The organism is Arthrobacter sp. MYb23 (assembly GCF_002979775.1).
Classification (GTDB): domain Bacteria; phylum Actinomycetota; class Actinomycetes; order Actinomycetales; family Micrococcaceae; genus Arthrobacter.
Map to the genome: position 1 here is coordinate 1 of NZ_PCPR01000029.1, position 25,303 is coordinate 25,303.

24 protein-coding genes are annotated in these 25,303 nt (G+C 62.9%); 12 read left to right on the forward strand and 12 right to left on the reverse strand.

Annotated elements, in window-relative coordinates:
* Nucleotides 1–98: 98 nt before the first annotated feature.
* Nucleotides 99–695: a TetR/AcrR family transcriptional regulator gene (locus tag CQ020_RS21085; protein WP_105693850.1), complete on the reverse strand. Its 597-nt coding sequence runs from the start codon at nt 693–695 to the stop codon at nt 99–101.
* Between the two features lie 136 nt (nt 696–831).
* On the opposite strand from CQ020_RS21085, the gene CQ020_RS21090 reads away from it, so the two are divergent.
* From CQ020_RS21090 to CQ020_RS21100, 3 genes are all read left to right on the forward strand, one after another.
* Nucleotides 832–2,112 (forward strand): MFS transporter, encoded by a 1,281-nt coding sequence (locus CQ020_RS21090; protein ID WP_258142144.1) that lies wholly within the window; start codon nt 832–834, stop codon nt 2,110–2,112.
* Nucleotides 2,113–4,608, forward strand: coding sequence for a beta-glucosidase (locus CQ020_RS21095; protein WP_105693852.1), 2,496 nt, complete (start codon nt 2,113–2,115; stop codon nt 4,606–4,608).
* Nucleotides 4,609–4,763: 155 nt separating this feature from the next.
* Nucleotides 4,764–5,063, forward strand: coding sequence for a DUF4193 domain-containing protein (locus tag CQ020_RS21100; protein WP_011773410.1), 300 nt, complete (start codon nt 4,764–4,766; stop codon nt 5,061–5,063).
* A 104-nt stretch (nt 5,064–5,167) separates the two neighbouring features.
* Here CQ020_RS21100 and CQ020_RS21105 read toward each other — a convergent pair whose 3' ends face one another.
* From CQ020_RS21105 to CQ020_RS21115, 3 genes are all read right to left on the reverse strand, one after another.
* Complete coding sequence (locus CQ020_RS21105; RefSeq protein WP_105693853.1) at nt 5,168–5,548, reverse strand: lipopolysaccharide assembly LapA domain-containing protein; 381 nt, start codon at nt 5,546–5,548, stop codon at nt 5,168–5,170.
* Nucleotides 5,549–5,718: 170 nt separating this feature from the next.
* A complete protein-coding gene (locus CQ020_RS21110; RefSeq protein WP_181151985.1) occupies nt 5,719–5,949 on the reverse strand; it encodes a hypothetical protein in 231 nt (76 codons plus the stop codon).
* Between the two features lie 113 nt (nt 5,950–6,062).
* A complete protein-coding gene (locus CQ020_RS21115) occupies nt 6,063–6,287 on the reverse strand; it encodes a hypothetical protein (RefSeq protein WP_024819442.1) in 225 nt (74 codons plus the stop codon).
* A gap of 116 nt (nt 6,288–6,403) precedes the next feature.
* On the opposite strand from CQ020_RS21115, the gene CQ020_RS21120 reads away from it, so the two are divergent.
* The 4 genes from CQ020_RS21120 (at nt 6,404) to CQ020_RS21135 (ending at nt 8,874) form a co-directional block, all read left to right on the forward strand.
* On the forward strand, nt 6,404–6,871 hold the full coding sequence (locus CQ020_RS21120; protein WP_105693855.1) for a MarR family winged helix-turn-helix transcriptional regulator: 468 nt from the start codon (nt 6,404–6,406) through the stop codon (nt 6,869–6,871).
* 110 nt (nt 6,872–6,981) lie between these two features.
* Nucleotides 6,982–7,500, forward strand: coding sequence for an SSI family serine proteinase inhibitor (locus CQ020_RS21125; protein ID WP_105693856.1), 519 nt, complete (start codon nt 6,982–6,984; stop codon nt 7,498–7,500).
* Nucleotides 7,487–8,425 carry a 3-methyladenine DNA glycosylase gene (locus CQ020_RS21130; RefSeq protein ID WP_105693857.1) on the forward strand — a complete coding sequence of 313 codons (939 nt, stop codon included), beginning with the start codon at nt 7,487–7,489 and terminating at the stop codon, nt 8,423–8,425. The genes CQ020_RS21125 and CQ020_RS21130 overlap by 14 nt, the downstream gene beginning before the upstream one ends.
* Before the next feature lie 29 nt (nt 8,426–8,454).
* Nucleotides 8,455–8,874, forward strand: coding sequence for a serine protease inhibitor (locus tag CQ020_RS21135; RefSeq protein WP_105693858.1), 420 nt, complete (start codon nt 8,455–8,457; stop codon nt 8,872–8,874).
* A gap of 3 nt (nt 8,875–8,877) precedes the next feature.
* Here the strand turns inward: CQ020_RS21135 and CQ020_RS24270 are convergent, their stop codons facing one another.
* The 3 genes from CQ020_RS24270 to CQ020_RS21150 all read right to left on the reverse strand — a co-directional run bounded on the left by CQ020_RS24270 (nt 8,878) and on the right by CQ020_RS21150 (nt 15,471).
* Nucleotides 8,878–9,288 (reverse strand): hypothetical protein, encoded by a 411-nt coding sequence (locus CQ020_RS24270; protein WP_181151986.1) that lies wholly within the window; start codon nt 9,286–9,288, stop codon nt 8,878–8,880.
* Nucleotides 9,289–9,430: 142 nt separating this feature from the next.
* Nucleotides 9,431–12,517, reverse strand: a complete 3,087-nt coding sequence (locus CQ020_RS21145; RefSeq protein ID WP_105693891.1) for a S8 family serine peptidase — start codon at nt 12,515–12,517, stop codon at nt 9,431–9,433.
* A 350-nt stretch (nt 12,518–12,867) separates the two neighbouring features.
* Nucleotides 12,868–15,471, reverse strand: coding sequence for an exo-alpha-sialidase (locus CQ020_RS21150; protein ID WP_105693859.1), 2,604 nt, complete (start codon nt 15,469–15,471; stop codon nt 12,868–12,870).
* Between the two features lie 181 nt (nt 15,472–15,652).
* On the opposite strand from CQ020_RS21150, the gene CQ020_RS21155 reads away from it, so the two are divergent.
* The gene (locus CQ020_RS21155; protein ID WP_105693860.1) at nt 15,653–16,591 is read left to right on the forward strand and encodes a phosphoglycerate dehydrogenase; all 939 of its coding nucleotides are present in this window, start codon (nt 15,653–15,655) and stop codon (nt 16,589–16,591) included.
* Nucleotides 16,592–16,756: 165 nt separating this feature from the next.
* A complete protein-coding gene (locus tag CQ020_RS21160; RefSeq protein WP_105693861.1) occupies nt 16,757–17,743 on the forward strand; it encodes a manganese catalase family protein in 987 nt (328 codons plus the stop codon).
* Between the two features lie 62 nt (nt 17,744–17,805).
* Here the strand turns inward: CQ020_RS21160 and CQ020_RS21165 are convergent, their stop codons facing one another.
* Together CQ020_RS21165 and CQ020_RS21170 are read right to left on the reverse strand one after the other, a co-directional pair.
* A complete protein-coding gene (locus tag CQ020_RS21165) occupies nt 17,806–18,096 on the reverse strand; it encodes a DUF1540 domain-containing protein (protein WP_105693862.1) in 291 nt (96 codons plus the stop codon).
* A gap of 147 nt (nt 18,097–18,243) precedes the next feature.
* The gene (locus tag CQ020_RS21170) at nt 18,244–18,441 is read right to left on the reverse strand and encodes a hypothetical protein (protein WP_105693863.1); all 198 of its coding nucleotides are present in this window, start codon (nt 18,439–18,441) and stop codon (nt 18,244–18,246) included.
* A 306-nt stretch (nt 18,442–18,747) separates the two neighbouring features.
* Between CQ020_RS21170 and purS the strand changes: the two genes are divergently transcribed.
* Genes purS through purL form a run of 3 tightly spaced genes read left to right on the forward strand, consistent with a single transcriptional unit; the run spans nt 18,748 to nt 22,089 of the window.
* Nucleotides 18,748–18,999, forward strand: a complete 252-nt coding sequence (gene purS / locus CQ020_RS21175) for a phosphoribosylformylglycinamidine synthase subunit PurS (protein WP_011773385.1) — start codon at nt 18,748–18,750, stop codon at nt 18,997–18,999.
* 1 nt (nt 19,000) lies between these two features.
* Entirely contained in the window at nt 19,001–19,783 is a 783-nt protein-coding gene (purQ, locus tag CQ020_RS21180; protein ID WP_105693864.1) for a phosphoribosylformylglycinamidine synthase subunit PurQ, read from the forward strand.
* Nucleotides 19,780–22,089: a phosphoribosylformylglycinamidine synthase subunit PurL gene (gene purL / locus CQ020_RS21185; protein WP_024819426.1), complete on the forward strand. Its 2,310-nt coding sequence runs from the start codon at nt 19,780–19,782 to the stop codon at nt 22,087–22,089. Before purQ ends, purL begins: the two co-directional genes overlap by 4 nt.
* A gap of 66 nt (nt 22,090–22,155) precedes the next feature.
* Here purL and CQ020_RS21190 read toward each other — a convergent pair whose 3' ends face one another.
* From CQ020_RS21190 to CQ020_RS21200, 3 genes are read right to left on the reverse strand one after another with little or no spacing between them, the layout of a single operon-like run.
* Nucleotides 22,156–23,574: a bifunctional diguanylate cyclase/phosphodiesterase gene (locus CQ020_RS21190; protein WP_105693865.1), complete on the reverse strand. Its 1,419-nt coding sequence runs from the start codon at nt 23,572–23,574 to the stop codon at nt 22,156–22,158.
* Nucleotides 23,571–24,074: a hypothetical protein gene (locus CQ020_RS21195; RefSeq protein ID WP_024819424.1), complete on the reverse strand. Its 504-nt coding sequence runs from the start codon at nt 24,072–24,074 to the stop codon at nt 23,571–23,573. The genes CQ020_RS21190 and CQ020_RS21195 overlap by 4 nt, the downstream gene beginning before the upstream one ends.
* The gene (locus CQ020_RS21200; protein ID WP_105693866.1) at nt 24,071–25,249 is read right to left on the reverse strand and encodes a GGDEF domain-containing protein; all 1,179 of its coding nucleotides are present in this window, start codon (nt 25,247–25,249) and stop codon (nt 24,071–24,073) included. The genes CQ020_RS21195 and CQ020_RS21200 overlap by 4 nt, the downstream gene beginning before the upstream one ends.
* Nucleotides 25,250–25,303: the final 54 nt, after the last annotated feature.

Here is a 25,303-nt window from a genome sequence, read left to right on the forward strand (position 1 = left end):
CCCGCCAGCGATTCGACTTCTGCACCCCCAATGAGATGATCAGAACCTTCCTGTTGCGATAACCGCTAGAAACCGCCCTCTCAGAACGGCCTTATCTGCTACTTAGTTGGGTGGGTGGGCGCCAGCAGGACGTCCACCAGCTGGGTCAGCCCTTGGGCCATATCCACGGACTTGTCATAGAGCCACTGCAGCTGCAGGCCGTCAAAGGCGGCCACTGTCAGCCTGGCCAGCATCACGGCGTCGACGTCGGTGCGTACCTCGCCGGCCTTCTGTCGCCGCTCAATGTCGGCTGCTACATCCCGAATCACTGTCTCGTAGCGCTCTTTGAAGTAGGCGTGGGAGGCGTGCCCGGGATCGTTGGCCGTGGCGGATGCCACCGCGTACAGAGTAGTCAGCCCTGGCTCCTGCTCGTTCCGTTCAGCGATGACGGGCATGAGACTCAACCCAACTTCTGATTCGCCGCCAACGGCCAACGAACGGCGGTCCCGTTCAGCCAAGACCGCGGTCAATAGTTCCTGCTTGCCCTTGAAGTAGTGGAACAAGGTGGCTTCCTTGACACCTACCAACTCGGCAACGCGCTTGAGCGCTGTTCCCTCAAATCCTTCGGTGGCGAAGACGTCGGTTGCCGTCTGGATGATCTGTTCGCGGCGTTCTGCCCCTTTGGCGTACTGGCCCCGGGCCCTCGTCGTAGACATCCGCTCAGTCTATTTCACGGTTCAAATATCGAGGATCACTCGACTTTTTTCCTAAAAACCTAGTCACACTAGATTTTTGTCGCTACAGTCTTTTGCAGAGACCCAACGGTGGGTCGTCCGTTCATCAGGAGGCAGTGTGGCCCTCAATCTCAATCAGCAGGTGGCAAGCGCAGAAAGCGTCAGCCCGGGGCTCGGAAGCACCCCACCTAAAGCAGCTTCCCGCGCCTACGTCATAGGCATGCCCATCGCAAGCGCCGGCCTCTGGATGGCTGTTCTTGCCCCCGCCTTGGTAGTCCTTGCCATCAAGGTCTCAGAGATCACCACGCCGGATACACGCGCCGGAGCGCTCAGCCTCGTGGCGGGCGTTGGAGCGGCTGTCGCTTTGCTCGCCAACCCGTTCTTTGGCCGTCTCAGCGACCGAACCACATCCCGCTTCGGGATGCGCAAACCGTGGATTGTGGGCGGCTCCCTCATCGGCCTTGCAGCACTCTTCATATTGGGTTCGGCCACTGAAGTCGGCGCCGTCCTCGTTGCCTGGGTTGTAGCACAGCTGGGCTTCAACGCAGCCCTGGCCGCTCTTGTCGCAACACTTCCCGACCAAGCGGGTCCGGCGGAGCGCGGACGCCTTTCCGGACTCATCGGCATGACGTTGCCCATTGGCCTCGTGGCGGCGGCCTTCTTCGCGCAAATGTTCGAGACCGCCTTGCAAATGGCCGTTGTGCCCGGGATCGTAGGCTCCGCAATAGCCATTGCTTTCGCCTTCACTTTCAAGGACCGCGTCCTCACCGAGAAACCGGCGCCGCTGAACCTCAAGGAAATCCTCGGTTCCTTCTACTTCAACCCCAAGGATTACCCCGGCCTGGGGTGGGCTTGGGTCACCAAGTTCCTGGTCTACGTGGGTTACTGTGCCGGCCTTCTCTACCTGCCGTACTTCTTCACGGACCACCTCCGCGTCGCCGAAACGCAGGTCACCAGCCTGGTGTTCCAAGCAACCCTGGTGAGCTCTGCCGGCACCGTCATCACCAGCCTTGCCGGCGGCTGGATCAGCGATCGTCTTGGTAAGCGCAAAAGCATGGTCATCATCTCCGCCCTCATCATGATGGGTGGCCTGGTGGTCATCGCCACCAGCACCAACACCGGTCAGGTGCTGGTAGGCCAGGGAATCCTGGGCTTGGGCCTTGGCGTCTTCAGTGCCGTGGATGTAGCCCTCATTACCGATTTGCTGCCCAGTAACCAGTCAGAGAATGCCAAGACCTTTGGAGTCTTCAACATCGCCCAGGCCCTCCCCCAATCCCTGGTGCCTGCTATCGCCTTCCCCGTCATCGCCCTGGGTGGGTACCCCGCATTGTTCCTCGGAGGTGCGGCAGTCGGCATCATCGGCGCCCTCCTCGTCACACGTATCAAAGGAGTCAAGTAAATGAATCCCACACTCGCAGCTGCCGTCACGGCACCGCAGGCCGGATCCCCGGACGCCGAAGCGAAGATCCGTGAACTCGCCACGAGCCTGTCCCTTGAGCAGCAAGTACAACTGCTCACGGGCGCAGACGTCTGGTCCACCCACGCCATCCCGGAGATCGGCCTGTCCCGCGTGGTGATGTCCGACGGCCCGGCAGGTGTCCGCGGCGAAGACTTCGATGAGCGCCACGACTCCGTTTCCCTCCCGTCCTCGTCGGCCTTGTCCGCGACGTGGAGTGTCGAAACGGCCCGCCGCTACGGCCAGGTCCTGGGCCAGGAAGCCCGCCGGAAGGGAATCCACGCCGTCCTCGGCCCCACCATCAACCTCCACCGCTCACCCCTGGGTGGCCGCCACTTCGAGTGCATGAGCGAGGATCCGCGGCTCACCGCCACCATGGCCGCCGGGTACGTTGCCGGCGTGCAGTCCATGGGCGTGGGCGCCACCCCCAAGCACTACCTCGCCAACGAGGCCGAGACCGAGCGCTTCACCGCAGACTCCGTAGTGGACGAACGCCCGCTCCGCGAGCTGTACTTGGCCGCCTTCGAGGATGCCATCACGGAGGCCCGCGCCTGGCTGGTGATGAGTTCCTACAACTCCATCAACGGCACCACGGCCAGCGAGAACAAGCTGCTGGAAACGCCGCTGTCCACCGAGTGGGGCTTCGACGGCGTTGTAGTGTCCGACTGGACCGGCGTACGTTCCGTGGACGCAGCGAACGCCCACCAGGACCTGGAAATGCCGGGACCTGTAGGCCACTGGGGACCGAAGCTCCTCGCCGCCGTCAACGATGGCCGCGTCAGCCGGGAAGCCATCCTGGAGAAGGTCACCCGGATCCTGCGCCTGGCAGCCCGCGTCGGTTCACTCGAAGGCTTCGAACCTGCAGTCACCCAGCTCCCAACTCAACTGGACGGGGCCGCCGTCGCGCGTGAAGTAGCCGTCCGCGGCGCCGTGTTGGTCCGCAACAAGGGGCTCCTGCCGCTGGACGCCAAGGCACTCAGCAGCGTCGCCGTGATCGGCCACAACGCAGATGAAGCCCGCACCCAAGGCGGCGGAAGCGCCACCGTCATGCCCAAGTACACGGTCTCGCCGTTGGAGGGGCTGCGGAAGGCACTGCCCGACGACGTCACGGTCACCTACGCGCGGGGCGCCAAGGTTGCCGAGGGCATCCAGGCCTTCCCTCGCCACTCCCTGCACAACCCAGTGTCCAATGTGCCCGGAATCCGTGTGACTTTCCTGGCGGAAGACGGCACGGAGATTTCCGGCGAAGACCGTTTGGCCTCGCACCTGATCTGGTTCGGCATTGGAATTCCCGACGGCGCGGCCTCCATCCGCATGGAAACGGACTGGACGGCCGAAACAGAAGGCGTCCACCACGTGGGCGTCGGCACCGTGGGCCGCATCCGCTTTGTCCTGGACGGCACGGAAGTCTTCAACGACGAAATCAAGGACGACACCGAAGTTCTGGGCGCCGCGCTTTTCGATCCGCCCAAGACTGTCCATGCCGTGGAAACCTCCGCCGGTCAGGCTGTCCGGATCGAAGCGGAGTACCAACTTCCCAAGGAACAGATCATCCCCTTCACGGCCATCCTCTTGGGCGAGGAAACCGTGGTGGCGGATCCACAGGCGGAGATCGACGCCGCCGTGGAAGCTGCCCGCAACTCCGACGTAGCCGTGGTGGTTGTTGGCACCAACGCGGCCATTGAATCCGAGGGCTTCGACCGCAAGAACCTGGACCTTCCCGGCCACCAGAACCAGCTGGTGGAGGCCGTGGCTGCGGCGAATCCGCGCACGGTGGTGGTGGTGAACTCGGGTTCGCCTGTGCTCATGCCGTGGCTCGATGCGGTGGACGCTGTCCTCCTGGGCTGGTTCGGTGGACAGGAATTCGGCAGCGCCATCGCTGACATCCTGCTGGGTGTCGAGGAACCAGGTGGACGCCTTCCCACCACCTGGCCCGCCGCGCTGGAAGATGTTCCCGTCCTCAGCACCACGCCCGTTGACGGCAAGGTGGTCTACACGGAGGGAATCCACATCGGCTACCGGGCATGGCTGAAGCAGGAAGCCGAAGGCGGGGCGGCTCCGGCCCTGCCGTTCGGTTATGGTCTTGGCTACACCACGTTCGAGTTCGGCAAGACCCACGCACCGCAGGTGGTCACTGCAGGCAATGATGTTGTGGTCCACGTTCCCGTCAAGAACACCGGCAGCCGCACTGGGCGGGAAGTAGTCCAGGTTTATCTGGAGCGCCCCGAATCTGCCATGGAGAGGCCCGTGCGCTGGCTCGCTGGCTACACTGGAACGCACCTCGCCCCGGCCGGCACGGAGAGCGTGGAAATACTCATCCCGGCCAAGGCGTTTGCACATTACGACGCCGGCTGGCAGTTTGAGCAGGGCACGTTCCGTTTGCTGGTTGGCCGCCACGCGGCCGACGACTTCCAAGAGCTGGACATCGAACTTCGGTAATACAGAGGCAAAATGACGCTGGGTGGCGGGTTTTTTTGCCCGTCACCCACGTGGTTTTCGCCACAAGCTGTGGAACTGGGGTATGGTATGGAATTTTCGTGGCATGCTGTACGTTGCATACCCGGTAACCCCCTAACACGAAGAGGCATTAAAAAGTGGCAGCCGATTACGACGAACTCCGTACCGATGTAAAAGAGAACCAGGAGCAGTCCCTCCAGGCGCTCCAGTCCGCCAGCGCTCCCACGGCCAAGAGTGTCGTGCTTGAACTGGACGAAACCGATGGCCTTGACGCCAACGGCCCCGGCGGCGAAATCGTCGCCGAAGAACTGGTCATCCAGGTCATCCCGCAGGCAAATGACGAGTTCACTTGTCACTCCTGCTTCCTGGTCCGCCACCGTTCGCAGATTGCCCGCGAAAAAGATGGCGTCGCCTACTGCACTGACTGCGAAGGCTAAGACGACCCACCACCCCGGCGGACTTACATCGTCAGGGAGTGCCGCCGTCGGGATTAAATTGCGGAAGGACCGGAGCACACGCTCCGGTCCTTCCGCATTTAACGTTAGTAACCGCCTCCTGGCCCACCAACCGCCTTCTTGCGACGGTGGTCCGAGAGCCTGAGTTGAAGGATTCGCGCCCCACCTGCAAGAGCAACCAGCACTCCTCCACCTACAGCGGCGATGAAAAGTGTGGTGCCCAAGGCGAGCGTCCCTTCCAGCCCAAAGAACCGGACCGTGATCATGTCCTGATTTTGGACAAAGAACGCTATCAACACCACCAGGACCACCAGACCCACAGCTACTGCCACCCATAGAGCTGCGGTACGGGTTGGCCTGTGGTGGCCTGACGCCGGCGGGATCACCCGCTCCTGGGGCTCGGAACTACCTGAATCCGGGCGGGAGGCACTCCCCGGGACCCTTGCTGCATCGTCCTGGAAACTCATTTGATGGCCCCCTTATACGCCAGCACCTATATGCCACTCATATAATAAGTATGCTGACTAGCTGCTCAACAGTTGCACGGTGACCCGAGCAGGGTCAAGGTGGGAGCAGCCCCAAAAGTTGAGGAAGGGCCGGAGTTCGCAGTCCGGCCCTTCGGTATCCAGCGCCTCAGTTAGACGCTGTAGTCCGTGCTGGTGGGTCCGGAATCATTGTTCCGGACAGCGTAGTGATGGCCCTGGGAATCGGTCTCGACGTCGAAGTTCTTCAGATCCGCCTCGGAAGCGGTCTCGAAATCATCATGCCTGTGCACCACCGGGCTGTCCGTATCGCCGTGGGTTGCCGGTCCAAAAACGGACTGCAGCCGCTCGGTCACATGGACGAAGCCTTCCATTCTGCGTCCCATGTTTTCCACCTCCTTCCTTACCGGAGAGAGAAAAGCGGCAGGGCTGGTGCGCGCCGTTCAATGAGGCAATTTTACGCCCGAAATCCCGCCAAAGACGAGGGAAAGAGGACTCTCTACCGCAGGGATTTGTCGTCCGGGTTGCGGGGCACCACATAGGTGCTGCCATCGGGACGGCGGAGGGTTTCCCATTGCTGAGTCTCAGCCTGGCGCTGGGCGAGCAGCTTCCGGTTTGCCTCGGTCATCTCATGGTCGAGGGAGCTGCTGTGCGCGGGGCCGAAAATCACCCGGAACTTCCCTGTGGCGCGCATGAATTTCCGTGTGTAGGACTCCTTGGCCACGCGGATCGACTCCTCTTTTAGGCGGTTCAATGAGTCCATAGTACGCTAATCATTAGTGCACTAACTAATTGGAGAGTGTGCGCTAATAGATCTGGCAGCGAGCACAGGAGGCAGCCATGACAGCCATTGATGAATCCACCCGGGAGACCGACGACCTCCTCTTGGAACGCCAGCTGTGTTTCGCCCTGACCGTGGCCTCGCGCAGTGTTGTGGGCGTGTACAAGCCAGTGCTGGAGCGGCTCGGACTCACCCATCCCCAGTATTTGGTGATGCTGGCCCTCTGGGAACGAAGCCCCCGGACCCTGAAGGACATCAGCGACAGCCTTCTCCACGAGCCGGCCACACTCTCTCCGCTGCTTCGCCGCCTCGAGGAAGCAGAGCTCGTTACCCGCGAGCGCGTTCCCGGCAATGAACGGGCATTGGCGGTCAAGCTCACAGAGAAGGGTGCTGCACTCCGCGAACAGGCCACAGCTGTTCCGGGCGAGATCCGTGAACGCCTGCAGCTCAGCCGCGAAGAAGTAGCTGAGCTCCACCAAGCCATGACCGGGCTGATCGCCGCTACCCAGCGGCACACCGCCCTCTAGCAAACCCGCATAGCCCTAGCCAAGCACACTGGCCCAGTGGTCTCCTTGAAGCGAACAGAGAAACGGGCACCACAAGTGCCACGTAAAATGGACGCAACCTAGGAGATCCCATGCGCACGCGATTTGTTCGGCCCTTACTGGCACTACTGGCCGTCGCCGGTCTCGCCGCATGCTCAGGCACCCCCACACCAGGCTCCACAGGCAGCGGATCCCAGGCGCCGTCGTCGTCCGCTTCAAACAGCAGCCCAAGCAAAACTGCAACGCCCAGCGCATCAGTGGCCCCCGGCGCGGGCAACGCCGAACTGTCCATCACGCTCCTTGAGACTGCGGAAGCCGCGCCCCAGACCTTCACCCTCGTCTGCACAGGCGGCACGCCCGCGGCCGAAAGCAAGCATCCGTCCGCCGCAGAGGCCTGCAGCACACTCAAGAACAGCCCCGCCATCCTGAGCCCCGCACCCACCCGGACGGACCAGGCCTGCACCATGCAGTACGGCGGCCCGGCAACGGCCAAGGTGACCGGTTCAGTGGACGGAAAAGAAGTCAACGCATCCTTCAACCGCACGGACGGCTGCCAAATCGGCCTCTGGGACGCCGCGAAGAGCGTCCTCGGATCAGATGGCGGCCTCTAGGCTGCGGCACCTCCCCCAGGAGCAATGGCTCGGGCTGGAGGCAGCCCACCACGCGCGCGTCGCGCGGTACGCAGATCCGTATCTGGCCAGGCGTTCGGCCGGCAAGAAGCACCCCGTGGAGGACTTCCTCTTCACGTATTACACGCAGAAGCCAGGCCAGTTGCAGCGCTGGCATCCCGGCCATGGCGTGGTCCTCAGCGGCGAACGCGCCCTGGAACGCGTCGCGTGGAAGTTCTACAGAATGCCCGACGACGGCGAACTCGCCTTAGTGGGGCTGGCTCCAGGAACGCCTGCGGTCACCTTTGACCGGGACGGCTTTCTGGCCGACCGCGCAGAGGCCGTGCGCTTTGCCGGAATCATCCTCGCAGGCACCGCCAAGCGGCCTGCCCAATTTGGGTGCTTTGGGCTGCACGAGTGGGCCATGGTGTACCGGCAGGAAAAGTTTGAGCTGCGCCATGAATACCTGAAGCTGAGGCTCGGCGGCGAGGGCACTGACACCGTGGTGGAAGAGAACCGCATCCGTTGCTCGCACTTTGATGCTTTCCGTTTCTACACACCGGACGCTACCCCGCTGAACGAGCTCACCCCCACCCGCGAGAACCAGCGGACCATGGAACAGCCGGGGTGCCTGCACGCCAACATGGACCTCTATAAGTGGGCGTACAAGTTGACCCCTGCCTTGCCGAGCGAGCTGGTGATGGACGCGTTCGAGTTGTCGTGGCGCATCCGGACGATGGATATGCAAGCATCACCCTACGATCTTGAAGAATGGGGCTACCCGCCCATCAGGATTGAGACACCGCAGGGCAAGTCCGAGTACGTTGAATACCAGCGGGCTTTCGCGGCCGAATCCCAGGAGCTGCGGGCCCGTGTGCTCCAGGCAGTAGGGCCGCTCTTGGACGAGCTGAGTGGCTTGGCTGCCTGAGCACCCGCCGCCATCAGCGAAAGGTAACCATGGTTTCCGCAGAGAATAGCGACACTGACAACAGCGATACAGGCACGAGCGAGTACGACATCGACCTGACGGTGACGCTGACAGAGGCGCCCGGCGCGGAAAGCCGGGTGTTCCATCTCCGGTCCGCCGCAGGCATCATCTCGCCCGACCCTGACGCGGTGGACTCAAACTTGCCGGACGCTACTGCGGCAGTGGCCGCCGTCGAGCAGTTCGGAGAGGAAGTCTTCTTCCCTGAGCCCCGCCCGGACCGGATCTGCACTCAGCAGTACGGCGGCCCGCAGGTAGCCGTGGTCAAGGGATGGTTCCGGGGACGGAAGGTCCACAGCCAGTTCAGCAGGACTGATGGCTGTGAGATCGCACGGTGGAAGGCGTTGGCCTCGCTGCTGGGCAACACCGGGGGCTCAACAGGCGCTGTGTAGGGACTAGCTTCCTCCCATGCCGCCGTAGACCGCTCCAAAAATAAGGATCGCTGCCCAGAAAACGATGTTGATGATTGACAACACCGTGACAATCCAGCCGGCCACCTTGCCAAAAGTGGCCGGTACGCCGTTGGCCTCTGCCCGGCTGGCATTGCGGATGGCCAAGGGCCCAAAGATGATGCCGAAGACAAAGATCCCGATGACGGCGTACATGGTGGCTTTGGACTTGAAGTTGGCGCCCTCAAGGTCCGGGAAGTAGAACGGCGGACCATCCTGCTGGCCGTACGGCTGCTGCGGGTAGGCCTGCTGGCCGTACGGCTGCTGAGGATACGTCTGCGGGTAAGGCTGGCCGGCGAAGGCGTGCTGCCCGTCCAACTGGTGCTCGGGCTGGGGTTCGGATGCTGGCTGCGACATGCCGGCCTTTCATTGCGAATCGTCGTGTGGGAACTGCTTCGAACCTATCATCGGGCTCGCGGCGACTGCGTGAACGGCAGTGGCCGGCGGGAATCCCCGCCGGCCACTGCCGTCACTGAATCAGTTACTGCATCAAGAAGACTTAGCCGGCGTTGTTGCTCTGCGTCGGCTCGTCAGCGCGGATCTTGCCACGGGGCTTCTTGTCTTTCTTGTCCTTCTTGGGGTCTTCCTCGTCCGGGACCACTACAGCTCCGCCCGGGTTGACCAGGACGGTGACGAAGCTCGGCTCGCTGGTTCCTGCGAAGGTCAGGCGGCCGATGTAGGAACCCGGGGTCAGGTTCTTCCAGTTCAGCGAGATCTGGCCCGTCTTGCCGTTGGCCAGGCGGATCGGATTCGGCGTCACGGTGGCGTTGCCCTGGTTGGCGCCCAATACGGCAGCATCAACAGTGGCCTTGGTGGGCTGGTTGTTGGGGCTGGCGTAGAGGTTGGCGAAGACGTAGTAGTCGCCGGGTGCCGGGTTGGGGACGGACAGGGTCTCACTGGCCGAGGCTGTCGCGGCGGGCAGTTGCTGGCCGGAAGGCGTGAGGACCAGCATGTCGAAGTCCGCTGCTTCGTTGGAGGAAATGACCGAGAACTTGGCAAGCGCGCTGCCCTCGCCAACAGTCACTTTCTTCACGTAGTTGGACGCGTTGGTCTCGCCGGCGAAGGGACCCGGAACCAGTTCCACTGCCGAGGAATCAGCCTTGGACAGGCCGTCAACGGTGACACCTACCGGCAGGTTGGTGCCGGAGGTGATGTTGATGGTGGCGGAGCCGTTGGGCCCTGTGCCGGTGAACGCCAGGGCCTTGTCCGCAATGACGGACTGCGGCCGGACGGCGATGGGCGAGGTGACAGTCTTGTTGGCACCCTGCCAGCTCAGCGAACCCATGGCGAACTTGCCCAGGGCTGCATTGTTGTTCTCGAACTGCACCTTGAACGTCTTCTTCTCGCCGGCTGCCCCGAAGTTCAGGACGGACGGGGTGACCTTGACGTTGACGCCGGGGACGTTGACCGAGGCGCGGTAGAGGCCTGGGGTCAGTGCGGTGACTGTGCGGGTGACCTCGATCTTGCCGGCCAGGTTGCCGAGGGCGAAGGACGGTACGTTCATGTCGCGGGCAGCGGTGGTGCCGAGTCCTTCCATGCCCAGGTCCATGCCCGTGCCCTGGATGAACTTGAGGTAGTCCTCCGTGGTGGCGTCGTACACGAGGCCCGGCGAGAGGACCTTGGCGGGGTCAACCTGTCCGGCACCGGTTGCGAAGACGTCCTTGTTGATGGCGCCGTTGGCCAGCTTGACCGGGCCTGCGGTGGTCATCATGGCGGACTTCACGGTGGCCGGGGACCACTGCGGGTTCTTGCCCAGGATCAGCGCGCCGAAACCGGCCACGTGCGGTGAGGCCATGGACGTTCCGGAGAGGAAGCCGAAGTTGTCTCCGCCTGTTCCGATCGGCGAGACACCCGCGAGGATGGCGACGCCGGGAGCGGATACGTCAGGCTTCAACAGATCCGAGTCGGTAGCGAGCAGCGGACCGCGGGAGGAGAATCCAGCGATCTGCGGCTGTGCTTCAGCAGGCAGGCCCGTGGTGTCGCGGTTGATCAGGGAGACGGTGACGGCCGGGTTGGCTGTGACCTTGTCCTTGATGGTCTGCGTTGCGGGCGGGTTCACGTGGACGGTGGGAATCACGTGCTTGTCCGTGTCCAGCGAGGAGTCCGTCAGGTTCACCAGGATCATGCCCACGCCGCCGCCACGCAGGACTTCGGCGCTCTTGGCGGTACGGTCAACAACGCCGCGGTCGCAGACCACAACCTTGCCGGTCACCTTGGCCGGATCCAGGGACCCTGGGGCGCAGAGTGCCGCGTTGCCTTCACCGCTTGCAGCATTGGTGGAAAGCACGACGCCGGCCCCGCGAACCTCGCGGTTCATGATGGACGCTCCGCGGAATTTGCTGCCATCGGAGAACTCGACGGTGCCTTGGAGTTCCTGCGAGAACGAGGTCGCGGCAACCGTGGTCAGCCACGGTGCTCCGTGGTTCACGGTGCTGGCGGTTGGTCCGGAGTTGCCGGCCGAGGTAGCCACGAAGATGCCTGCGGAAGCGGCTGAGAGGAATGCCAAGGAAACAGGATCCGTGGTGGAGGTGGTTGAGCCCGAGATGGAGTAGTTCAGCACGTCCACGCCGTCCAGGATGGCCTGCTCAATCGCGTCCACGGAAGCGGAGCCGTAGCAGCCGCCTGTGGCAGGATCGGTGTCTTCCCAGCAGACCTTGTACACGGAGAGCTTGGCGGCGGGTGCAATGCCGCTGGTGGTTCCGAAGCTGCGGCCGTCCACTACGGCGTCGACGTTGGCGTTGCCCGCCGCGGTGCTGGCCGTGTGGGTGCCGTGGCTGTCCACGTCAACGGGCGAGATGACTTCTTCCGAGGCGCGGTTTTCCGGCGGGACTGTTTCCAGGAAGGCGTCAGCGAAGTAGTGGGTGCTGAGGACCTTGGAGTTGCAGGCGCTGCCGTCATAGTCAGCCCCGGTGTCGGTACCGGCCTGGCATTCGCCGACGAAAGTATCGCCGTCGGCCTTCAGCATGGCGATCTTGCCGTCAGCGGTGCGGTAAGGAACGCCCACTTGGGGGTTACCTACCAGCGGGCCGACTGGCTCGCCTGCAAAGAATGGGTTGGACGGGGTGTAGCCGGTGTCGATCACGCCAACAACGGTGCCCTTGCCGGCGTTGTCCTGACCGCCGTATTGCGTGGCCCAGGTACCGTTGGGGCCGCTGAGCTTGAGGAAGTCGGTGGTGGAGTAATCCGGGGCGTACTGCGTGTCCGGTGCCACCATGAGGACCTTGGGATCCTTGGCCAGGTTGATGGCCTGGTCTGCGGTCAGGTTGGCACTGAAGCCGTTGACTGCGGTGGTGAAGTCACGCTCGATGGTGATGTTTTCCTGCTGGGCGACTTCCTGCTGCTTCTGTTGGAGGTGCTGCTGGTATTCCTTCACCTCGGCGCTGTCGCCGTCGAGCTTTTTGCCCTCCTCCGGCTTGGTGGGCGCGAGTCCCGCCGTCCCGCCGTCGTAAGTTGCCGCAGGCTTCTCGGCAAGGACCACCATGTAGCGGCCGTCCTTATATGCGCTGGGGTCAAGGTTCTTCTTGGCCACGCCTGCAACATTCCCGGGCGTCTCCGGGGCGGGAGCGGCCTGGGCCGGCATCGCCATCGAAGAGAGCAGCAACGGCAGTCCGACGGCGAGCGCCGCGGCCTTCCGAAGCCCCCCGCTTCTGACGAAGCTCTTTCCTTGTGATTTCACGAGTGGTTGCACCTTTCACTGAGGGAGGCCGAGGCTCCATCGCCCGGGCCTGTCAACTTTTAGTTGGTTGAACCTTTGACAGTTCTTGTCAAAGCCGCGCAACCAGCCGAGTCACAGAGTACCTAGTGAGAGCCGAATATGACATAGAGCACATTTCAGGAATTTTGTCTTGTCACAGCACCGGTGATTCTTCATGGGACGACAAACAGCGGACCGCAGGAAATGACCTGCGGTCCGCCGCCTGTTCGTACCAGTAAACGTCAGCCCTTAGGCGTCACCTGAAGCCGGTCGAAGGACACCTGGGCGCCAGTCTGATCCAGCACCACCACGTCGTCGCGGCCGTTCTTGACGTCCTCAGGAAGGGTGAACTTCACAGAGTTATCCGTGCCTGGAAAGTTCCAGCCGAGGCGGTACCCCGTTTTGTTCAGGTACACGTAGTACCACTGCCCCTGTTCGAGGCCTTTCAGCGCCACTTCCTGGCCCGCGCGGTACTTGTCCTCGGTGCCCAGGTCAATGGGCGGTGTCCCCAGGTTCTGGCGCGTCACGGCCGGTTCAGAGGACGGCTTGGTCCTCAGCTCCACCGGCTCACCATTCACGGTGATGGTTTTGCTGCCCTGCCCCGCCGAACTGATCTCCCAGGTGGTCAAAGGAACGAAGAACCCCTGAGCAGCTTCTTCCGCGGTCACCGTGTGCCGCGGGGTGGTGCACTGGTAGCTCTGGCCGGACGGCAGCACGCTGTAGCGGCAGTTGCCCGGGCCTTCCGGAAGGAACGGGCTGAAGTTGCCGGCCGTCGGGACAACCTTTTCAACCAGTGGGCTCGTGTTCTTCACGGTGAAGGTGTACGGGACCAGGTCACCGGCAGCGTACGGCTGGGTTGCCAGATCACGCCCGACGTCGGCACGCGCCCCGGTGATCTCCGCCGTCAGCAGTCCGTCGCGCAGGGCCACAGCAGCGCCGGTGAACGGGACGGTTTTGGTGAGTGCCGGCGTCGTGCTGGCCGTGATGCTGAAGCTCGCCTCCGGCACAAAGTAGCCGCGCTCAATATCGGCCGCCGTGATCACATGCTTGGCGGTGGTGCAGGTGTAATTGGCTCCTGCGGCCAGGTTGTTGTACCGGCAGTTAGGGGCCGACGGCGGAAGGAAGCCGAAGTCGAAGGTCCCGGAAACCGGCACCGCGTTGGCCGTGACGTTGGCGGTGCTTTTGACGTTGAGCGAGTAGCTCAAGACGTCGCCCACTTGGTAGGGGCTGGCCACGACGTCGCGGGCCGGTGCTGTTCCCGTGATGGTCAGGCCCACCTGCGGAGCCACCGGCACGGTGGCGGTGAAGGTGAACTGCGAAACCTTGCCATTAGCGGTAATGAACGCCGCATTCAGGTTCTGTGGACCGCTGGCGTTGGCCGGTGCCGTCAGCGCAACGTTGACGGTGACCGAGGCGCCGGTTGCGACGTCGGGAACCGGCACCGTGGTGGCTGACCAGCCGGAGGGCGTGTAGACGGTGGCAGTTGCGCCGGACAACGTGCTGGCTTCCTGGTTGGTGACGGTCACGGGCACCTGCTGCGTAGCGCCCGGCGCAGTGGTGACGGCCGGGACGGACAGCGGGGCGCAGGCGTAGTTCAGCCAGGCGTCATCGAACTTTGCGAAGGGCATGTTGTCCGTGTAGTTGCCCTCATAAAGCACGCCAAATTTGCCGTCTTCCAAACGGGTCACCGTGGAGTAGGCGGAGAAGCCGGAACGGATGGTGCGGACGCCGGGCCAGGTGGCGCCGTCGTCGCAGGAGACGCGGGCCGAGACGTTTTCGCGGCCGGTCTTGGAGTTGGCGTTGGTGAAAATCAGCTTCTTCGCGTCGGCAGAGCCCTGCGCTGCGTTGGGGAACATGCGTGCAATCGCACCGTTGTTGGCGGGATCCGGGAGTTCGGTGTCCTGGGTGACCGGACCGTACGTAGCGCCGCCGTCCGTGGAGACGGCCACCTTGCGGTAGCCCTGGTTAGCGTTGTCCCGGGAGTTCAGGAGCACGCGGCCGTCGGAGAGTTCAACGGTCTTGTTCTCGTCCATGCGGTCCCCGACATTGGCTCCCTTGTGCCAGGTGGCGCCATGGTCATCGGAGTAGACGGAGTACGCCTGGATCTTGTTGGTGCCGTCCGCCTGGCGGATGTCGCCGGCGTACTGCTGGATCAGGCGGCCTTTGTACTGGCCGTACTTGAGCTGGATGCCTTCGCCGGAGGACGCGAAGTTGGAACGGACATCACCGGCTACGGGGCTGGTCTTGCTGGTCCCCGGCTTGGTCACGTTGGTGATGAGACGCGGCTGACTCCAGGTGACACCGCCATCTGAGGATTCGATGACTGCCGAGGAAATCACTGTCCGGTCCGCGTCGCTGTTGCCGAACTGGCTGCCGCCGAAGCCCTGGTCCTTGGAATAGACAAAGAAGGCGAAAACCTTGCCGACCTCAGCATCGTAAATGTAGGAGGGGTCGCTGTACCCGAACTTGGGGCCGCTGGCATCGCCAACATGTCCTGCCGCAATGACGGTGACCGGACCCCACGTCTGGCCACCGTCTGTGCTGCGGCGCTGCACGATCGAGTTGGGGTTGGGGGCATCCGCCGCTGAATCCGGACGTCCGTCCCAGGCGGAGAGCACCACGTTGTTGCCCAGGTAGGTCAGGGCGGGGATCCGGTAGAAGAAGTTGGCTGCGGTGCGATCCGCGCCGATGTTGGCCTCGGTGAATGTGCCCGGGGCTGCTGCGGGGTTGTTGGGCGGAATCGGGGCGGCTGTGGCCGGAAGACCGAGCCCGGCCAGGAGGCCCAGGCTTAGTGCTCCGGCAGCTGCGATTCGGGCGAGCGATGGTGCAGGGGGAATGGATTTCAAATCCAGTGTCCTTTCAAATCAACTCCAGGATGGACGCTCGTATTACGTGCTACGTCGAACGTCCTACAACCATAGAGTGCTCGGCGTCACATTGCTAGAGATGAAGCCGGAGTGAGCCTCCCGGAGCGGCGAAGCGGTAGCCTCAAAACCGGAACCCGCACCCTTGAGCACTGGAGTTGCTGTGAAAATCCTCGTCCCGGACACCATCAAGCTGGACCTCTCCACCCTTGAGGACCAGGTCTTCGTCTATCAGGTGGACCAGCCGATTCCTGCAGAACACCGGGATGCCGAAGTCCTGGTTGTCTGGCGGAACACTTCTGACAACCTGACCGACGCCGCCCGCTCGATGCCCCATCTCAGGCTCGTGCAGACGCTCGCCGCCGGTCCCGACTCCGTACTCTCCGCCGGCTTTGCGGACGGCGTCGCTATCACCTCCGGCCGCTCGCTCCACGACGGCCCCGTGGCCGAACACGCACTGGCCCTGGTTTTGGCAGCCGTGCGCCGCCTGGATGTTCTGCAGGACTCCCAAAAGTCCGGCACCTGGAACCAGCCTTACAACGCGGCACAGTCGGACCCTGCAACGGAACAGCTTTACACGCTCGACGGCGCCAAGGTCACCATTTGGGGTTTCGGTTCCATTGCTGGGCGGCTCGCTCCCCTGCTGGCCACATTGGGCGCTAAGGTCACCGGCGTAGCCAACTCAAAGGGTGACCGCTACGGCTTCCCGGTGGTCTCAACCGAAGAACTGCCGGATGTCCTCGGGACCACGGATGTCCTGATCTCCATATTGCCCGCCACCCCGGAAACCAACGACTCGCTGAACAAAGAGATCCTGGCCGCCCTGCCGTCGTCGGCAATCTTCGTGAACGTTGGGCGCGGTGCCACCGTTGACGAAGACGCGCTTCTTGCAGCGCTGACCGAAGGCCGCCTGCGCGCTGCAGCACTGGACGTGACCAAGGTTGAACCCCTGCCCGCCGACTCGCCGCTGTGGAGCGCACCAAACCTCATCATCACGCCCCACGTGGCAGGCAACCGCCCTAAAGGCTCTGCCCGCCTGGTCACGGAGAACGTCACCGCCCTCAAGGACGGCAAGCCGCTGACCAATCAAGTTGCAGGCTAATCACGTCGCAGCCTGACACCACCTAGGTTGCAGGCTGACACCTGACGATCAGTCCATACTTTTCATTGCCTCCGAATAGTAAGCATGCTTATGGTAGGTGCGTCCGGGGTGGCCAGCAGAGGGTTTCCACTCCAACACGCAGCATGAACAACGTGAGGAATCGCAATGTACCTGCACACCCAACTTCTCATCAACGAAATCGCCGCTGACGAGCCCGATCCCGCTGCAGCAAACGCCCTCCAGGAAGGTCTGGGCGGCCAGTTCGGCGAGATGCGCACCATGATGCAATACCTGTTCCAGAGCATGAATTTCCGGGGTGACGCTGCCTCGAAACCCTATAAGGATCTTCTGCAGGGCATCGGCACCGAAGAGATCAGCCACGTGGAGCTCATCGGCACCACCATCTCGCAGCTCCTTGATGGATCACCCCGCTACCAGGGCAAGAAGTCCGATCCCGTGGACCAGCCGGGCGCAGGGGGAGCTACTCCCCTGAAGATTGCACTGGACACCAGCAACATCCACCACTACCTGGTGGGCGCCCAAGGGGCCTTGCCCGTGGATGCCGCCGGCAATCCATGGAGCGGCTCCTACGTCTACAACAGCGGCAACCTGGTTCTGGACCTGCTCTACAACCTGATGCTGGAGTCAACGGGCAGGCTGCAAAAATGCCGCATCTACGAAATGACGGACAACAAGACCGCGCGTTCCACCATCGCGTACCTGATTGTCCGTGACCAGGCGCACGAGAATGCTTATGCCAAGGCACTGGAGAGTTTGGGCGTGAACTGGGGCAAGCTACTGCCCATTCCCAAAACCAACGCCGAGCAGTTCCCCGAGGTGAAGAAGCTCTTGGACAAGGGCCTGCAGAGCATCCAGTACACCTTCAGCGCAGACAACCTCAGCGAAGCAGGCAAGCTTTACCGCGGGGCCTCGCCCTCCAATGATGGGACGGAGCTGAGCACCGACGTCATGCCTGACGGGTACCCGATCACCATCTCCCCCGAACGCAAGGAAGAATTTGCGCCTGGGTTGGATCCGGAATTGATGGCCCTGATCCAAGCCACGGCCGAACAGGAAATGAAGGACGCGGACAGCCCCAAGGAAGCCGCATCAAACGACGCCACTAAGCCCAAGGCAGCCAAGAAGAAGTAACGCCCAACAAAAGGGTCCCCGCCTCAACCGAGCCGGGGACCCTTTTTGCTTGTCAGGAAAAATCAGGAGTGCTCGTACGTCAGGCAGTCAGCAGCTTCGCGGCCGGGACCCACCTTGACGTCATGCGCCTCGCACATGAGGTTGTTATTGTGGACGCACTCGGAACGCTGGCAGGCACCAACGTGGGCGAGGACCTTGGGAAGGCCACCCATGGCATTGGTGTCGATGAACGTCGCGCAGGAAGCGTGATCCGCGGTTCCACCAATGGTGATTCCAAAGGCAGTGCAGCCATCGTGGTTGAATCCGCAGCTGCCGACGCTACAGGCGGATACTTCGGCAACATGTTCGGTCATTGTTCCTCCTGGTTGGATCTGAAAGGTACTGGGGCAGGGCCCCTCGTGTACTACCCAAACTACGCCGGAATCACGCCCTTTAACCCCTTTGAATAGCGCATTTGTATGTGCCCTAATCCGCGCCATTACGCCGAAAAACAGAGGTTATTAGCTGAGGTTTTCCTTACTTGGGGTGCGCAGGGCGTCACTGATTTTGGCACGCGTTTCAGCGTCCAAAGGAGCGGTCACTCTGCTATTGCGCGCTGCCCGGTCCGCCAGGACCTTTTGGATGACCATTCGGCCCAATCCAGCAAAAACGGCTGCGGCCACAACGCCCAGCACCATCGATTTCGGTTTCTCAGCCATGCCGCAATCCTAGTGACGCGAACCACCCGGGGAAAGTGCCGCCGTCGGGCCGTCAGTTGGGTCTTTTTCCCCCGCCGCGGCGGGGTGTCCTCGCGCAATCGGGCTGAATAGGGTATGTGCGCCGCTCCCGGTAGAATGGGTGTGCAAGCTCGCGGAGCGCCCCCCATGCCGTTCAAACATTGCAGTTCACCACCGTGTTTAACCCTGTGTTCAAGACGCTGTTTGAATGGGCTGAACGGCGTGAGACGGCACCTCCGCGGCAGCCTTATTTAAGGTTCACCCAACTCACCGCACAGGAGTTACCGGATGCCCCGGATCGTCGTTGACGTCATGCCCAAGCCCGAGATTCTGGACCCCCAGGGGAAGGCCATCGTGGGTGCACTGCCCCGCCTCGGCTTCAACAGCTTCAGCGCAGTCCGCCAAGGCAAGCGTTTCGAACTGACCGTCGACGGCGAGGTGACCGACGCTATCCTGGCCCAGGCCCGCGAAGCTGCCGAGACCCTCCTGTCCAACCCGGTGATCGAGGATGTTGTCAACGTCGAGGTCGTCGAGGCCTGATATGACGTCGATCCCCCTGATTGGCGAGGCTGTAGCCGTCGCCGCGGAACCCCGCTTGGCAGGCGCCAAGATCGGCGTCGTGACCTTCCCCGGAACTCTTGATGACCGCGACGCCGCCCGTGCAGTGCGGCTTGCAGGCGGCACTGCCGTTTCGCTCTGGCATGCCGACAGCGAACTCGGCGACGTTGACGCAGTCATCATCCCCGGCGGTTTCTCCTACGGTGACTATCTCCGCGCAGGCGCCATTTCGCGTTTCGCTCCGCTGATGTCCAAGATCATCGATGCTGCCAACTCGGACGCGAAGCTTCCGGTTTTGGGTATTTGCAATGGTTTCCAGATCCTGACCGAGTCGCACCTGCTGCCCGGTTCCATGATCAAGAACGACCACCTGAAGTTCATCTGCCGCGACCAGACGCTGCGCGTGGAGAACGCCAACACCGCCTGGACCGTGGACTACACCGATGGCCAGGAAATCATTGTGCCGTTGAAGAACCAGGACGGCCAGTACATCGCTGACGAGAAGACCCTGGATGCCCTTGAGGCTGAGGGCCGCGTGGTGTTCCGTTATGTGGGCTTCAACCCGAACGGCTCCCGCCGCGACATCGCCGGCATCTCCAACGCCGCAGGCAACGTGGTGGGCCTCATGCCGCACCCCGAGCACGCAGTGGAGGCCGGCTTCGGCCCCGAGTCTGGTTTGACCGGCTCGGCCGGAGATTCCCGCGACACCGACGGCCTCGGTTTCTTCACCTCCGTTTTGACCAAGATTGTGGGAGGCGACAAGTGACCACGGAAACCACCAAGAAGTTCAACATCGACACCGTTGAGCACGCTGCCAAGACCCCGGACACGGAACTCCCGTGGGCCGAGCTGGGCCTGAAGCAGAACGAGTTTGACGAGATCGTCAAGGTCCTTGGCCGCCGCCCCACCGGCGCCGAGCTGGCCATGTACTCCGTCATGTGGAGCGAGCACTGCTCCTACAAGTCCTCCAAGAACCACCTCCGCCAGTTCGGCGAAAAGGTCACCGAGGAAATGAAGAAGGACATGCTGGTGGGCATCGGCGAGAACGCCGGCGTCACCAACCTGGGCGACGGCTGGGCCGTGACGTTCAAGATCGAGTCCCACAACTCGCCGTCGTTCGTTGAGCCGTACCAGGGTGCCGCTACCGGCATCGGCGGCATTGTCCGCGACATCATCTCCATGGGTGCCCGCCCGGTTGCCGTGATGGACCCGTTGCGCTTCGGTGCGATCGACCACCCGGACACCGCCCGCGTCATGCACGGTGCTGTTGCCGGCATCGGTGGCTACGGAAACTGCCTCGGCCTGCCGAACATCGGTGGCGAAATGGTCTTCGACTCCGTCTATCAGGGCAACCCGCTGGTGAACGCACTGGCCGTAGGCGTCATGCGCCACGAGGACATCCGCCTGGCCAACGCATCCGGCAAGGGCAACAAGGTTGTCCTGTTCGGTGCCCGCACGGGTGGCGACGGCATTGGCGGCGCTTCGGTGCTGGCTTCGGAGTCCTTCGACGACACCAAGCCCTCCAAGCGTCCGGCCGTCCAGGTGGGTGACCCCTTCGCTGAGAAGGTCCTCATTGAGTGCTGCCTGGAGCTCTTCAAGGGCTCGCTGGTTGAAGGCATCCAGGACCTCGGCGCTGCAGGCATTTCCTGCGCCACGTCCGAGCTCGCGTCCAACGGTGACGGCGGCATGGAAGTTGAACTCACCTCTGTGCTGCTGCGCGATCCCACCCTGACCCCGGGCGAGATCCTCATGTCCGAGTCGCAGGAACGCATGATGGCCGTGGTCACCCCGGAGAACATCGCAGCGTTCGAGGCTGTTATGGACAAGTGGGCCGTGGAGTACTCCTGGTTGGGTGAGGTCACCGACACCGGTCGCCTCATCATCACCTGGGAAGGCGAAGTAATCGTCGACGTCGATCCCCGCACCGTTGCGCACGACGGCCCGGTCTACGACCGTCCGTTCGCCCGCCCGGAGTGGCAGGACTCGGTGCAGGCCAACTCCTTCACCGGTTCCGTTGAGGATGCGGGCCGCCCGTCGGCTCCCACCGAGCTGGCCGCAGCCGTCACCGAACTCGTTGCATCGCCCAACATGTGCAGCAAGGCCTGGATCACCAAGCAGTACGACCGCTACGTTGGCGGCAACACTGCCATGGCATTCCCGGACGATGCCGGCGTGGTCCGCGTTGACGAGGAAACCGGCCTGGGCGTTGCCTTGGCCACCGACGCCAATGGACGCTACACCTACCTCGAGCCCTACCAGGGTGCACAGCTCGCATTGGCTGAGGCCTACCGCAACGTTGCCACCTCCGGCGCCGTTCCGATGGCCGTCAGCGACTGCCTGAACTTCGGTTCCCCCGAGGATCCGGATGTCATGTGGCAGCTGGCCGAAGCCATCCGTGGCCTCTCCGACGCCTGCATGGAACTCGGCATCCCCGTGACCGGCGGCAACGTCTCGCTCTACAACCAGACCGGCACCACGCCGATCCACCCCTCCCCTGTGGTGGCAGTTCTGGGCAAGCTCGACGACGTCGCCCGCCGCACGCCGTCGGGCTGGCGTGAGGACGGCCAGGCCATCTACCTGCTGGGCACCACTGCAGCAGAGTTGGATGGTTCGGAGTGGTCCAACCTCCGCGGACACCTTGGTGGCTTGCCGCCGAAGGTTGACCTCGCAGCAGAGCGCGCCTTGGGCGAAATCCTGATCAACGCTTCCCGCGACGGCATGGTTGACGCAGCACACGACCTCTCCGAAGGTGGCCTCGCGGCTGCTCTGGTGGAGTCCTCGCTGCGCTACGGCGTCGGCGCACGCATCGCCCTTGAGGAACTCATGGAGCGCGACGGCGTGGACCTGTTCACGGCCCTCTTCTCCGAGACCCAGGCCCGGGCAATCGTGTCCGTGCCGCGCTCCGAGGAAGTCCGTTTCAAGGACATGTGCACCGCCCGCGGCTTCGCCCACCTCCGGATCGGCGTCGTTGACGCTGCCGGTGGAAAGCTGGAGATCAACGGCGTGGACGAGCTCTCCTTGGACGCTCTCCGCGAAGCACACGAAGCCACCCTGCCGAAGTACTTCGGCTAAGGACAGCTAACGCGTAAGGCCCCGGCGCTCGAAGAGTGCCGGGGCCTTACGCGTGTCTGCGAGGGCTTACGCCGGCCAGGTCCGCAGCCGCGCCAACTGTTCCGTGAACTCCGTTGCCGGCAATGGCCTGCCGAAGTAGTAGCCCTGGCCGCTCGCACAGCCGATGCTCCGAAGGGCTTCTGCCTGTTCAGCGGTCTCGATCCCTTCCCACACACCCTCCAGGCCACAGGAGCGGATGACTTGCTGGATCGCGGACAGGAAATCCAGCTGGGAAGGATCCTTGCCCAGGTCCTTCACGAACTGCCGGTCCACTTTTACCCTGTCCACGGGTAGTTTCCTCAGGTACCCCATGGACGAATAGCCGGCACCGAAGTCGTCGATCTCAAGCCCCACACCCAGCCTGTGCAGGCTCGCCAGGGTGTAACGGTCCAGCTCGTTGTTGTGGATGATGGCGCTCTCGGTAAGTTCCAGCACCAGTGATTCCGGGGCCAGGCCTTCTTCCGCCAGAGCTTCGCTGACGTCGTCCACGAACTCCAGGCTTTGAAGATCGGCGGCAGAGACGTTGATCCTCATGGAGAAGAGCTGATGTGCGGTGGCCGGGGCATTCCGCCATCGCCGCAATTGACCCACCGCCGTGCGCAGGACCCACCTGCCCAATTCCGCAATCAGGCCGGTCGCCTCGGCAACAGGGATGAACTGGTCCGGCATGATCAGGCCATGCACGGGGTGTTTCCATCTGACCAAAGCCTCGCAGCCTTCGATCCTGCCGGTGGAGAGCTCCACGATTGGCTGGTAGTAAAGGACCAACTGATCCGAGCGGATGGCTTCGCGGAGTTCCCCCACGATCTGCCGCTGCAGCAGCCGCGCGTGCAGCGTTGCGGGGTCGAACACCTTGAGTTTGTTCCGGCCCTCGTTCTTGGACTCTTCCACGGCAAGATCGGCCTCTTGGAGCAGATCCTCAATGCTGTGATGCGGTTCCGCAGTGCGCAGGCCAACGCTTGCACCGCAGCGGATGCTGTTGTTTCCGAGGTCGATGTTCGGTTCCAGCGCGGCAAGGATGCGGTTTCCGACGGCGGCGGCCCGGTTTTGCGGGGTGGCGGGCAACAGTACGGCGAATTCGTCGCCGCCCAGGCGGGTGACGACGTCGTTCTCCCGGACGGCCGAGCGGATGCGCATGGCAACGGTGATCAGAATCTGGTCCGCCGCGGCATGGCCGGCGGAGTTCTTCAGTGCCCTGAACCCGTCCAGGTTCAGGAGGAGGAGTGCCGGCGGGACGGCGCCGTTGGCCGTGGCTTCCTGGGCTTCGATGAAGGCATCAACCAATGCCAGGCGGTTACCGAGACCGGTGAGGGCGTCCGTGAGGGCCTCCCGGCGCTGTTCAGAGCGTGCTTGATGGAGTTCTGCCATCAACGCCTGGACGTGCCGCTCCAGTTTCCCGACCCTCGAATCAGCGGAGATCAGTTTGTGGGGCTTCGTGGAGCTCACGACTCTTCCAGGCGTCGGAGCGTTGAGTCGGCAACAGCCTGGGGCTTGGAGACGGGGTTGCGGCGTTCGTCCAGGAACAGCCGGTAGGAGGCGATGTCCAACCTGCCACCCGGCTCCACCTTGTTGCCTGCGCGGTACACGTGGGTGATCCAGGCCCCGCCGAGGATCGCCTCAATCCAGGCATCGCATTCTGCGAGGGGAAGATGAACGCGGGTCCCGGTGTTCCTGCGGTGGCCGGCGATGGACACCGTGATGCAGCTGCCCAGGAGGCCTTTGTCCGCCGTGAACCAGGCGAGGCCTTCGACGTCGGCCACTATGGTCAGGTTCGCGTTGCTGTCCTCCACCGATTGAACGGGACCCATCCGGACTGAGCGGCGGTCAGCGTTCAGCGTGGTGGCTGTTCCTGCTTTGTAGGGTGCGCTGGTGATGTCCTGGCGGAACGCGGACAGTTCCTGGGTGTGCTGGATCTGGATCCGGGTGGTCAGTTCGTTGAAGGTCATGATCTTGCCTCATCCGCTATAGTGGCCGCCTCCGGGCGGTCGGCTCCTACAATCCTGTTTCTGCCCTGCGCCTTTGCGCTGTAAAGGGCTGCGTCAGCTACCTCGATCATGAAATTGAGGTCGGCGGACGCGGGAATGCTTGATGTCACTCCGTAGCTGATGGTGGGGAACACCACGCCGTCCGGGGCAGGCATGGCTGCCATCCGGTGGCTGATTTCAGTGGCGATGTCCTCTGCCCGGTCCTGCGTTGCCCCCGGAAGGAAGAGGACAAACTCTTCCCCTCCATAACGTCCAATGAGGTCTGTGGACCGGACCGAGGCGACGCAGGCTTCAGCAAAGGCGCGCAAGGCCACATCTCCGGCGCCGTGGCCGTGTTCGTCATTGACGGCTTTGAAGTGGTCCAGATCCGCCAGGACCACGGCTGCTCCGGATCCTGTGGAGTGCAGGCGGTCAAGCTCAGTGGTGGCAAGGTCCAGGAACGCTCCGCGGTTGAGGAGTCCCGTCAGGTGGTCGCGGGTGGCACGTTCGCGGAGGCCTTTGATGAGTTGGTCGCTGGTCAGGGCCGTCATGCTGAAGGAAACGGTGACCAGGAGGACCATGGATATCAGTGCGGACGGTCCGGGCCCAAAATATGTACGGAACGCGTGGCTGGCCGGCCCTTCAAAGGCATAAACCATCCATCGGCCCAGGTAGTAGGCGGCCAGAAGGCCTGCAGCCAGGGACAATGCTTTGTGGACCTGGGAATGCGAGGACTTGATGAACCAGAGATCGTAGGCGGCCAATGCTATGCCCACGGTCATCATGGCCAGATAGACGAAGCCACCGGACCAGACGTTGTTCCCCGGGCTTTCCAGAAAGGATGCGACAGCGGTGACGGCGGGACCAACGGCCAGCTGCCACGGTGCGGCTTTCCGGTCCCGGAGGGTCTTAGCTCCGGCCCAAACGCTGAAGGCACCTGCCACCACAAGGACGTTGCCCATGGGGTTTGCCCACACTTGGTGGGGGGTGCCGTTGAGGAGGAAGGCCGCGTTGCCCACCATAAACTCGAGGAGAGCCAGGCTCCACCAGCCTGCGTACGGCGAGCGTGTGCGGTGGAAGGAGGTACAGAAAAGCATCAGAAGCGTCACGGTGACCACGCCCAGGGCAACTCTCACTGAGAATGCATCGAGCTCCATGCCAACCCCCTCAGCTGGTCATCCTTCGCTTTGAGTTCAGTGTCCCGGTGCTTC